Annotated in this window: 12 protein-coding genes; 4 read left to right on the top strand and 8 right to left on the bottom strand. The window is 38.1% G+C overall.

Features of this window, described 5'->3' with window-relative positions:
- Window positions 1-107: 107 nt before the first annotated feature.
- From aspA to LCP48_RS11190, 7 genes are all read right to left on the bottom strand, one after another.
- Window positions 108-1,526 carry an aspartate ammonia-lyase gene (aspA, locus tag LCP48_RS11220; RefSeq protein ID WP_004230240.1) on the bottom strand — a complete coding sequence of 473 codons (1,419 nt, stop codon included), beginning with the start codon at window positions 1,524-1,526 and terminating at the stop codon, window positions 108-110.
- A gap of 154 nt (window positions 1,527-1,680) precedes the next feature.
- Window positions 1,681-2,307: an NAD(P)-dependent oxidoreductase gene (locus tag LCP48_RS11215; protein WP_225340988.1), complete on the bottom strand. Its 627-nt coding sequence runs from the start codon at window positions 2,305-2,307 to the stop codon at window positions 1,681-1,683.
- Between the two features lie 70 nt (window positions 2,308-2,377).
- A complete protein-coding gene (locus tag LCP48_RS11210) occupies window positions 2,378-2,791 on the bottom strand; it encodes an Rrf2 family transcriptional regulator (RefSeq protein ID WP_004230242.1) in 414 nt (137 codons plus the stop codon).
- 105 nt (window positions 2,792-2,896) lie between these two features.
- Window positions 2,897-3,103 (bottom strand): thymidylate synthase, encoded by a 207-nt coding sequence (locus LCP48_RS11205; RefSeq protein ID WP_225340987.1) that lies wholly within the window; start codon window positions 3,101-3,103, stop codon window positions 2,897-2,899.
- Window positions 3,104-3,147: 44 nt separating this feature from the next.
- The gene (locus tag LCP48_RS11200) at window positions 3,148-3,333 is read right to left on the bottom strand and encodes a hypothetical protein (RefSeq protein ID WP_225340986.1); all 186 of its coding nucleotides are present in this window, start codon (window positions 3,331-3,333) and stop codon (window positions 3,148-3,150) included.
- A gap of 183 nt (window positions 3,334-3,516) precedes the next feature.
- Window positions 3,517-4,494 (bottom strand): thymidylate synthase, encoded by a 978-nt coding sequence (locus LCP48_RS11195; RefSeq protein WP_004230245.1) that lies wholly within the window; start codon window positions 4,492-4,494, stop codon window positions 3,517-3,519.
- 47 nt (window positions 4,495-4,541) lie between these two features.
- Window positions 4,542-5,450, bottom strand: coding sequence for a hypothetical protein (locus LCP48_RS11190; RefSeq protein ID WP_004230246.1), 909 nt, complete (start codon window positions 5,448-5,450; stop codon window positions 4,542-4,544).
- Between the two features lie 190 nt (window positions 5,451-5,640).
- On the opposite strand from LCP48_RS11190, the gene LCP48_RS11185 reads away from it, so the two are divergent.
- From LCP48_RS11185 to LCP48_RS11175, 3 genes are all read left to right on the top strand, one after another.
- A complete protein-coding gene (locus tag LCP48_RS11185) occupies window positions 5,641-7,821 on the top strand; it encodes an ATP-binding protein (RefSeq protein ID WP_009371273.1) in 2,181 nt (726 codons plus the stop codon).
- Entirely contained in the window at window positions 7,796-8,422 is a 627-nt protein-coding gene (locus tag LCP48_RS11180; RefSeq protein WP_009371271.1) for a response regulator transcription factor, read from the top strand. Before LCP48_RS11185 ends, LCP48_RS11180 begins: the two co-directional genes overlap by 26 nt.
- 229 nt (window positions 8,423-8,651) lie before the next feature.
- Window positions 8,652-8,852: a cold-shock protein gene (locus tag LCP48_RS11175; protein WP_004230248.1), complete on the top strand. Its 201-nt coding sequence runs from the start codon at window positions 8,652-8,654 to the stop codon at window positions 8,850-8,852.
- Between the two features lie 149 nt (window positions 8,853-9,001).
- On the opposite strand, the gene LCP48_RS11170 is transcribed toward LCP48_RS11175, so the two are convergent.
- Window positions 9,002-10,300, bottom strand: a complete 1,299-nt coding sequence (locus LCP48_RS11170; RefSeq protein ID WP_004230250.1) for a hypothetical protein — start codon at window positions 10,298-10,300, stop codon at window positions 9,002-9,004.
- 150 nt (window positions 10,301-10,450) lie between these two features.
- Here LCP48_RS11170 and LCP48_RS11165 point away from each other — a divergent pair, with 150 nt between their 5' ends.
- Window positions 10,451-11,980: an AbgT family transporter gene (locus LCP48_RS11165; protein WP_216486284.1), complete on the top strand. Its 1,530-nt coding sequence runs from the start codon at window positions 10,451-10,453 to the stop codon at window positions 11,978-11,980.
- The last annotated feature ends 12 nt before the right edge of the window (window positions 11,981-11,992 follow it).

Here is an 11,992-nt window from a genome sequence, read left to right as displayed (position 1 = left end):
ATCCTAAAACGCATAAGGATACGCTCTATTTTTATATGAGGAAAGGTCTACAAAAAAAGACTATAGACAGCTTTTTAGGGCATGTCTACAGTCCATCATTGCTCGTTTTATTTTAATTTCATGATACTTGAACCCGCAATACCTGGGTGTGTCATTTCATATGGATCTAAAATTAAGTCTAATTGTTCTTTTGTTAGGACGCCTTCTTCAATGCAAAGCTCACGAATTGAACGACCTGTTAGAATGGCTTCACGTGCTAGACGAGCAGCTACTTCATAACCGATGTGAGGGTTTACTGCTGTTAGCACCCCTACGCTTTTTTCTACATATTCTTTCATGCGCTCTTCATTTGCTTCAATATCTTTTAAGCAGTTTTCTGTAAACGCACGGAAAACATTATTCATAATGCTAATGGATTGGATTAGGTTGAATACTAATACAGGCTCCATTACGTTTAATTCTAATTGGCCAGCTTCCGATGCAAGAGAAATCGTATGGTCATTCCCAATTACTTGGAAGGCTACTTGGTTCAGCACCTCAGGCATAACTGGGTTGACCTTACCTGGCATAATTGAAGAACCTGGTTGACGAGCTGGTAACAGGATTTCTCCTAAGCCTGCGCGAGGACCTGAAGCCATTAAACGCAAGTCATTAGCAATTTTAGACATATTAATCATACAGATTTTTAAAGCGCCTGATACTTCTGTATAGGCATCTGTATTTTGTGTGGCATCCACTAAATGCGTTGCACCTTTTAATGGTAAACCAGAAATTTCAGCAAGATGCTCATCAACAGATTTAATGTAGTCTGGGAAGGCATTTAAGCCTGTTCCGACAGCCGTTGCACCCATGTTCACATCATATAAATTTGGACGTGTTTGACGAATGCGTACGATGTCACGATTGATCACGCGGCAATAAGCTTCAAACTCTTGTCCTAAGCGGATTGGCACGGCATCCTGTAAATGCGTACGACCCATTTTAATGACATGAGCAAATTGCTCTGCTTTTTGATGGAAAACGGATTGCATATAATCCATCGTTACTAATAATTCATCTATTAAATTTAACACAGCGATATGAATAGCTGTTGGGAAAGCATCATTTGTTGATTGTGACATATTGACATGACTGTTTGGGCTTACTGTGTGATAGTCACCTTTTTCTTTCCCTAAAATTTCTAGGGCACGGTTAGCGATGACTTCATTGGCATTCATATTAATGGAAGTACCTGCTCCACCTTGAATTGGGTCTACGATAAATTCAGCATCCCATTTGCCATCAATCACTTCTTGTGCTGCTTCGACAATTGCCTCACCAATTTCTTTTGATAATAGGTGTACTTCCATATTACTTAATGCAGCTGCCTTCTTCACAATCCCCATTGCTTTAATAAGTGAAGAGTGAATTGTGTAGCCTGTAATCGGGAAGTTTTCCGTAGCACGTAGTGTTTGAATTCCGTAATACGCCTCTGCTGGTAATACGCGCTCACCTAAAAAATCTTTTTCTATTCGTTGTGTTGACATTATTGTCGTCTCCTTTTATGTAATACTCACACTTGATAGTAGCTAATAAAAGTCGTATTGTAAACAGTCATTTTTCTGTAAACGAAAAAAATCCTTCAAAAAAGCAAAAAAATCACAAAAAACCGAGCGCATTTCCTACGCTCGGTTGCATTTATTATTTATTTGACGTTACTGTGAAACGGCTATTAACGTGCTGTGGGTTTTCTAATTCATCGACGACAGCCACTGCGTAATCGGCATAGCTGACATAGCTTTCCCCCGCGTCATTTACTAATAAGTGGTCGACTCCTGCTGTATAGTGACCTGTACGTGGTCCTTCTGGATCAAAAAATGCAGGACTAATAAATGTCCAAGTAATGGATGATTGTTGTAAATCCTGTAGGTTTTGTCCTTGATTTTGCGCTGTTGCTAAATACATAGCTGGGAAATCCGGTGTATCCATCACACGCACTTTTTTCTCTGTGTCCACAAATAGACTGCCCGCTCCCCCTACAACCACTAATTTTGTAGGAATACCTTGGAAAATAGAGATCAAATGACGACCCGCTTTGACATGTAAATCTTCTTGTCCAGCTGGAGCACCGAATGCATTGACAACGACATCGAAGCCTTTTACATCACCTTGCGTCACATCAAACACATCTTTTTCAATTACTGGAATAGCAGCTGTCACTTTTGCTGCTGAACGAACGATGGCTGTGACCTCATGACCACGTTGTACAGCTTCCTCTACTATTTTTTGTCCTGCTTTCCCTGTTGCACCAATTACGGCAATTTTCATGACTTATTCCTCCTAAGATTTAGTTGTAACTATTTTAGTTACAGGTTAGATACAAGAAGACCATCTCCGTCTAAGTACGAAGCTGATCTAGCACATCCTGTAGCGTCTGTGCTTGTAATTGCTCTTTCATTGCCAGCCAAACAGATGTATAAACCCCCTCCAATGTATGCTGGATTTTTTGACCTACTGCACACGCTGGATTTGGCTCATCATGAATGGCAAATAGCTGCTCTGGCCCATCAATTGCCTGATAAATAGCTAAGAGTGTTAAATCCTTAGGCTCTACTAATAACTCATAGCCAGCCATGCCAGAATGAGAAGAAAGTAAGCCTGCTTTTTTTAGTACACCAATCATTCTTCTTACGACTACTGGATTGGTATTCACACTTCCAGCTATAAAATCGGACGTAAGGAGACTTTTATCAGATGTTGTAGCAATGAGCGAAAGAATATGGATCGCCACCGAAAATCGACTGTTCACCATATGTATCACCACCCGTTGTAACTATTATAGTTACAGGTGCAGAAAAAAGTCAAGTACTGTCACCTGTATATATTGTTCCCCGATATGCTGTTGCTAATGTATCGCTTATATTTTTTTTACGTAAATGACTAATTCCTGTCGTATTTGACCGTTTTCCTCATAAAAATCTAAATTATGAAATTCATATTTAAAGTGACCTACAGGAAATGTCACACTTTCTCCTTGTGATGCTGCCAAAATGCCTGCTACATCTTGTGACACCATATGTAGCAGCTCTTCCCCAGATAAAGAATCGATAAAAATAACGTTCATAAAAAACACCTCCATAGTCATTATAGCTTAGGAGGCGCTTACATTTATAGTGTATCTTTATAGCCTTTCAAGCGAATCTCTTCAATGATTTGCATCATTTCTTGAATTTGCTGCTGCGACAATTCGATCTTGTTACAAGAATAAGCATGTTGCATAGAATCCATGCTTTGTTCTGGCTCACTTTGCTGTCGATCATATTCATCTACTAGAAGTACCATTGTATTTTTCACAACTATCACCCCTACAATATAATGGACTATTCCCATCATACCAAATAATGCTAATTATACCATAATAACTATAATCAATTTCTTTTCATCCAGTCATCCAACTACTTGCCTATTTCGTAAAACAAATAGTTAGACCTAGCTATTCGTTTGAAAAAACAGCAACCAAAATGGCTGCTGTTAGCATTATACGGCAATCGGTGCTTTAATCGCAGGATGTGGATCATATCCTTCAATCGATAAATCCTCAAGCTCTATATCAAAGATGGATGCTTTATTTGGATTGATGTGCAATGTTGGTAGGTTTCTTGGCTCGCGTGATAGCTGTTCTTTCACTTGCTCCACATGATTCGCATAAATATGCGCATCTCCAATGCTATGAATAAATTCGCCAACCTCTAGGCCACACTCATGTGCGATCAAATGTGTTAATAAGGCGTAAGACGCAATATTGAATGGACAGCCTAATAATGTATCAAGGCTTCTTTGCATTAACTGACAGCTTAATTTACCATTTGCTACATAAAATTGGAACATCACATGGCACGGTGGTAATGCAGCTTTACTGCCCTTTGCGCCCGCATTAATGACATCCTCAGGATTCCATGCATTGACAATGATACGGCGTGAATCAGGTTGATGCTTAATCTGATGAATGACATCCTGTAGCTGATCAAGGCTTTCGCCATCAGAAGTTGTCCAATGGCGCCATTGTTTGCCATAGACATTTCCGAGATCTCCATATTGCTGTGCAAAGTCATCATCTGTTAAGACACGTTCACAAAATGAGGCAAGCTCCTTTTGATACAATGCGTTAAATGACTCGTCTACTAAACAGCGTCGACCAAAATCTGTCATATCAGGGCCTGTATACTCATCAGATTCCACCCATTTTTTAAATGCCCATTCATCCCAGATGTGGTTGTTATGCTGCAATAGGTAACGGATATTGGTATCCCCTTTAATGAACCATAATAATTCACTTGCTACAAGCTTAAAGGGCACACGCTTTGTCGTTAGAAGAGGAAAACCTTTGCTTAAATCAAAACGCATTTGATACCCAAAGACACTATATGTACCTGTCCCCGTTCGATCCTCTTTCTTTGTGCCATTTTCTAATATATGTTGTAGTAAATTTAAGTACGCGAATTCTGGATGCGTCATTTTTCTTCAACAGCTCCTTCAAGTTTGCTGTTGATCATTATACCATTTCACAACGAATTATTGTTGAGCTCCCTTGAAATTTCACTCTCTGTTGTGACGAAAAAAGTGGGCAGCAGGATGATATTTAATAAAACAGGTCCAACAATCACTAATAAATCAATGCCAGGACTAAAGTATAATCCAAATGCTGTAATCAGACCCGATAATACAAGGAACACGATTTGTGCGACAATAATCAAGATCGGCACCAATTGATACAGGTAATTGAGTTTACGGAACTGATGCATATTGTCTGGATTTTCAATGATTTTCCTTTTTAACCGTCTGGATAAAATAAGACAAGCAAGCAGTTGGATGGCCATAAAGCAAAAATAAATGACACTGTATACAAGCAACTGACTTTTTTGAATGGTGCCATCAAAATGGCCTACTCTTTGGTTTAATAACTCTTGGACTGCTCCCTCATAGACATATTCACGTTCACTCAAAAAAGTAAAGGGCTCCATAAAGCCAAGCGCTGTCCAATCCTTTGTATTGACAGTCCACTTGGATAATTTACTTGCTAAAATACGCAATTGAATAGGATCTTGCTCGCCAAACATCCCTACTAGATGACGATAGGGTATAGCTACTTTTAGCTGACCATCCTGCTTTTCTTGAAATAAATCCTGAATATAAAAGGTATAGGCAACATCGGATTTGTTGGCCTCATAACGAGTCTCTCCAATTTTCCAATGATTAGCTAAGGAAGCTTGAATGCCATTTTTCATTTCTGCATAGGGCATATCCTTATGTAAATGCTTCGGAATCTTATAGACAAAATGATGATCACTACCTATGAGACCAATTTCTACCTCGACTTTATCCTGATTCACCGTTTTGGCCTTCGTGGTCAATGGAATGGTGATCATAGCGATGAGAAAAAAAAGTAAAAGTGTTAAAATGCCTTTTTTCACGCAGAAGTCCCCCTATTCGTCACTAATGATTAAATTTACCCTATCATAGCCATGTCCGAAAACACTATTTCGTTATTCCGAAAAAACAATAGTGGTTTTCCGAAACTCGTTATTTCGGTATTCCAAATTTATCAATAATTAGCGATAATATATAGGAGATTATGATCATAAGCAAATTAGAGGTTTAACAATGAAAAAATGTACTTATTGTATTTTTCTTACATACTTAATACTCGGTATTTATGTGTTAGGTATTACCATCAAAACACCCTTTGTAAGTCTCACTCTCGATACGACAAACGGTCAGCCTGTTTTTGTGGATAGCTATTACCCTCTATGGGCAGCGCAAAAAAATATTGAAAAAGGGGATATTATTGTGGCTATCGATGGGCAGCCAGCCATGGAGAATCGCTACGTTCAACAGCAAATGATCGTTAGAAGCGCCAATGCATTAACGATCCAAAAGGCTGATAAGAGTATTCAAACCATTGCTGTCAAACATCGAGACATACCAGAAGAATTATATTTACAAATTTTGTTCCCCATCTTTTATTTTTTCCTAGCTTTTGGAGTCGCTCTTTATGTTTGGCGACGCAATCAAAATAATCTTTCAACGTTTTTATTGATCCTATTTTTATTAACTTGTTCAACCGCCTATATCAGTACTGGCGCATCAGCTAGAGGAAATATGATTGGGATGTTTGTCATTAGTAGCTGTATTATTTTATGCATGGTTCTCTTTATTCACTTTTTACAACACTTTTTCAAATACCTGCAAATCAAGTGGACCTATCCTCACAGCAAATGGCTGTACGTTTTAATACTTATCATTTTACTGGAGGAAGTGGTGCCAACATTACGTGCGATCACACCTATCTTGAACTTGAGCTTATTTGCTGTCCTAGTGCTCTATGCAATTTTTATTTTAGTAACGAGTTACTTACGTACAAAATTGGCCAAAATTCGTTTAATTGCGCTTGCCTTTATCGTGCCGTTTTTACCCTTTTTATTATTCTTCGTTACACCTGAAATATTAGGACATAAGCCGATATTACACGCTGAAATTGCCGCATTGTTTTTATTATTTATTCCGTTCTCTTTTCTGTTCATTCAGGTGAACGAACGATTATTCGATATTGAATACCAATTATCACGATTACGCTATTATTCAACGCTAGCCTTTTTCAGCGCGCTTCTGTTGACAGCAGGGATTGCCCTGTTATTTATGGGGGAGCTATCCATCGTGCATGTCACAAGTATTTTTTTACTTGTCTTTATGGTGATCATTGCGAGCTTTTATATAAAAGAACGCATTGATTTTAAGTATCGGAAAATTATCTTCTCTTCTACTGGAAATTATGTACATAATTTATATGCAGCCGTTCAGCGCATGGGCAAAGCAAAAAATCAACAAGAATTATTGGATCGTTTTAAATATGAAATCACCGAGAAGCTTGGAACAACAGCGTTTCATATCTGTACCATAACAGACGATTCTCCACAGCATGTAAGCTACTATCCGCAATTACTGTTACATGATGCTGGTGAGGAAAAGATTATGTTAGAAATACGCCATGCTCTGCAAAAGGAAGAGCTGCTTTGGTTAGAATTGCTTGCACTGTATGTGTCGATGTTTATCAATAACTTACAGCAAATAGAGGATTTAGTGCGTGAAATTCAGCATATAAAAAATACCAGTGATACACCGCTTCCTTGGCTCGATAAATTGCTATGGAATATTATTGAGAAGGAAAAGAGTATTTTAGCACAGGAATTACATGACACCATTTTGCAGGAGCAGCTTCATTTAGCCAGAGAGCTTGATGTCCTAGCTGGCTCCCCTACTATTCAAAAGGAGACCGTGCTAGCTATACGCGAGCAGCTATTAAATGCAACGAAGGACTTACGAGAATATTGCGAGAACTTGAGTCCTCCACTATTGGATACCTTTGGTTTACAAATGGCATTAAAAAAACTCATTCAAAAGGTAAAAATAAGGGCTGATTTTTTATTAAGCGCACAGATTGATCGTGTAGAATTTCAGGATGTCACCCTGCATCTCGTAGTCTATCGTCTCGTGCAGGAGCTGTTAAATAATGCAATCAAGCATGCCGAAGCAACAGAGGTTTCGCTTCAATTACAAGCTATTCCTCAAGGCTTTATCCTTCGATACGATGATAATGGTATAGGCTGCGACATTGACGATTTAATACAGTCCTCTGCATCAATGGGCATTAATGGCATTCGTGAACGTGTCCGTGCTTTTAATGGTGACATTACGATTCAATCGAGCCTTAACGAGGGCATGCATATTTATATACAAATACAAGAGGAAGGGGATTCATATGATGAACATACTTATTATAGATGACCATCCTGTCGTTTTAGATGGTACGAAAACATTGTTGCAGGATTTAGCCAATGTTCAAATCGAAACAGAACAGGATTGCGCAGCCGTTTTATCAAGAATGGATACAGATACCTTTCAGTTGTTTCTCATTGATATCAATATGAAGCCAATCAACGGTATTCAATTATCAGAGATGATTAAGAAAAAACAAGCTGATGCTTTGATTATACTTTACACAGGCTACGAACTTTCCGATTATTATGAGCTATTGATTGAGAAAAAAATTGATGGTCTTTTATCAAAGCTGGCGACAAAGGAGCAAGTGATTCAAACCATTCAAGCAGCCATAAGAGGTGAGATTTTACTTGCAGCCGATTTCTTAGACTTTGTTCAACAACGCACCAACCTACCGAATTTGCAGCAGGAGGTTCTACTGAGCGACAAGGAACAGGAAATACTTCAGCTTGTGGCCCAGGGCTGTACAAATAAAGCCATCGCCTCTGCAATAGGTGTCACCCAGCGTACAGTGGAGAACTATTTATCCAAGCTATTCGTCAAGCTGAATGTAGAGTCGCGGGCAGAGGCTGTCATCGTTGCGAAGGAAAAAGCATGGATTAAATAATGAGGAAATAGCGTTTCTTTACTATAAGATTACAAATGTAAATTTTTCCTTACTAAAAACGGAATTTACTGGATATACAAACAATTCTGTACTATAATAAGGGTAATAATTACATTACTTCATTGCGATGATTAAAAACACGTATTCAAAAGTAATATGAGCTTTTGAATAGGTTTTTTATATGTGATAGAAGCAATTGATTGTTGAATTTTTTTGGGAGGGTGTTTACATGACACAAGGTACAGTAAAATGGTTTAACGCAGAAAAAGGTTTTGGCTTCATCGCAGTTGAAGGTGGCAACGATGTATTCGTACATTTCTCAGCTATCCAATCTGATGGCTTCAAAACTTTAGAAGAGGGCCAAAAAGTTGAATTCGGCGTAGAAGAAGGCAGCCGCGGACCTCAAGCAACGAATGTAGTGAAACTATAATCTTCACTTAACATAGACGTGCATATAAAAAGAGACATTCGTAAATGGATGTCTCTTTTTCCCTTTCAGGATTTATAAATCCGAGTTACTCCCCCGCTATACCTTTACGATCATCTTATCAACTTGCGAAGGTAGCCATTCCATCCTGACTAATATAAATGAATTTGATAATACTTTTTTGGTCGTCCACGCGTGGTGGATATGTTGCTTGGTAATTCGTGTGCTAATTTTTTTTCATGGAGCTGCTTTAAAATGCGGTTGGCAGAGCGTACCGTAATGCCGAGATGAGTGCTGAGGAGTTCCCCACTGACGATCGTTGTCGTTAGTTTTTCCAGCATCGCTTCTATTTTTTGTAATTGTAATAAGGGAATATCATATGTCGTACTTAAATTTTTTAGATGCTGTTGTTTTTCATCGTCAAACTGTAGCATCGTTCCATATAGTAAAGGCCCGATTTCTCGTGTATTTTCAATAATGTATCCCTGCGTTTCCTTTGAGGAGCATAGGGTTGCGGCTTTTTTAGCAAACTCCTGACTTTCAATTAGAGAGTCACCAATACCCCACCCGATTCTAACAGGAAACGATAGCTTCTCATTTAAAAAATCAACTAGATGACAATGTGAATAACGATTCGTTGTACTTAAAAATTGCTTATACGTCGTGATAATTGCAATAAAGGATGCCTCACGATGGACGATAAATGAGCTAGCATACAGTTGTTTGAAATCTAATATCGTTTTATATAGGGCAATTTGCCGATATTCTAGGTCTTCTATATTCGATTTATCAATCGGAATTAAAATATGCACTACCACTACTTTATTTTGGTTAAGCTGTCGAATTTGCAGTTGATTGAGAAAATGATCTAATGTTAATTGCATTGCATATGGAGACGGGTAAAAAGCGATAAATGGTATATTTTGATCTGCTAAGCGCTCACGTATTTCTGCAATGCGGGTAAAGCTCAAATCAACCTTGTTTTCCTTATGCAATTGTATGTGCCATTCAGCAGCTTTATCGACAATATCGCTACTTGCGTACTCGCTCATCGTTTGGCTAAAAAGATAAGGTTTTTTTCCTATCGACCATTCATGAATGCCCAAATAGCCATTTTCTTCATAGCAAAAGTCGATGGCAATGCGATTCATAGCAATCTTTTTTTCATAAAAAAGCTCCGTAACGGTACGGTAAAAATCACGCTCCGAAATATCAAAATAATGCATGGGTACCGTTGCTTCTTGAAAATGTGTTTGAGCATAAAAATATGGTATTTGCCCGCTAAAAAGCGCTCCATCTCCCCCTTCCAAATACTTTTCTAAAAGCTCATTCAAATGTTCAAAATCAGTATAAGCATAGTAATGAAATTGACAAAAAGAGGGTTTAATTTTTTCAAGCTGTTGAACCCATGAAAGCGAGCGTTTTGCGGTAAAAACATTAATTTTATACATACATATAGCTCCTTAATAAAAAATAAATATTGAAAATAGTCAGAAAATATGGTTTCTTTGTATAAAGGACATAGAATTTCAATGTCTTAAAATAGAGACATTGGTTTTTTAAAGGTTAAGTCTAATAAAGTATAAAAGGAGATGAAAATTATGCAAGGGAATTCACAAACAATTAAGAAAAAATCTTGGGTTGACAACATGTTAGATAATATCGAGCGTGCAGGTAATAAGCTACCAGACCCGATCACATTATTTATTATTCTAGCAGGTGTAGTACTAGTTTTATCATGGGTTTTATCCATGCTCGGTATTTCAGCAATTCAACCTGGGACCGAAGATGTCATTCAAGTAAAAAATCTGCTAAGTCAAGAAGGGCTTATCTTAATTTTAACGCAAATGGTTTCAACATTTACAGGCTTCGCTCCATTAGGGCTAGTAATCGTGACAATGATTGGTATTGGTTTAGCTGAGCAAACAGGCTTGATTTCAGCTGTCATGAAGAAAATTGTGATGTCAGCACCTACAAAATTAATAGTACCTTTTATCATTTTTACAGGTTTAGTTGGTAATTTAGCGGCTGACGCGGCATTTATCATTTTACCACCAATTGCTGCCATGATTTTTATGAGTATTGGTCGAAATCCATTAGCAGGCTTAATTATTACATATGCGGCTGTAGCTGGAGGATTTAGTGCGAACATATTAATTAGCTCTCTAGATGTATTATTATTAGGGATATCAGAATCAGCAGCACAAATAGCAGACCCCGCGTACACTGGTCGCGCAACGATGAACTACTATTTCTTAATTGCTTCGACGTTTTTATTAGTCATTATTGGTACGTGGGTTGCAAAGAAGTTTACAGAGCCTCGCTTTGGTTCGTTCCATGGTGATATTGAAAAGCTAGAGCCATTGACAGCTTTAGAAAAGAGAGGTTTGAAATGGGCTGGAATCGTCACGCTAGTTTATATTTTAGTCATTGCTTTTACAGTCATCCCATCGAATGGACTTTTACGTGATCCTGCAACAGGTGGCTTTTTAAACTCACCTTTCATGGCAGGCATTGTCCCTATCATGTTATTCTTCTTCCTATTACCTGGCCTTGCCTATGGGATTGCAGCGAAGGAGGTTAAAAACGATAAGGAAGTTGCAGAGAAAATCTTTAAATCCATTGCAGATATGGCGCCATTTATAGTATTGGCATTTGCCGCTTCACAAATGATTGCCTTTTTCAATTGGAGCAATATTGGTTCTATTTTAGCCATTAAAGGTGCAGAGCTTTTACAGGCATTGAATTTTACAGGTTTACCAATGATGATAGGTTTTGTTTTAATTTGTGCCTTTGTCAACTTATTAATCGCCAGTGCTTCTGCAAAATGGGCTTTACTTGCACCAATTTTCGTACCAATGTTCTTATACTTAGGCTATTCTCCAGCGGTTACACAAATGGCCTATCGTGTAGGTGATTCGATTACAAATCCAATTACCCCTATGTTACCGTATTTCGCGATTTTACTATCATTTGCAAAGCGCTATGATAAAAATATCGGAATTGGTACGCTTATCTCTTCTTTATTGCCGTTCTCGGTGTTTTTTGCAATCGGTTGGATTATCCTCTTCGCCATTTGGTTCCTATTCGGTTTACCGCTTGGTCCTGGAGATTATATTTACTTAAAATAAGGAGTGTTAGTG

It is taken from the genome of Lysinibacillus capsici, assembly GCF_020217405.1.
Taxonomy (GTDB): Bacteria; Bacillota; Bacilli; order Bacillales_A; family Planococcaceae; genus Lysinibacillus; species Lysinibacillus capsici.
Note: the sequence above shows the minus strand (reverse complement) of the source record. Positions and strands in the feature narration are given on the sequence as shown.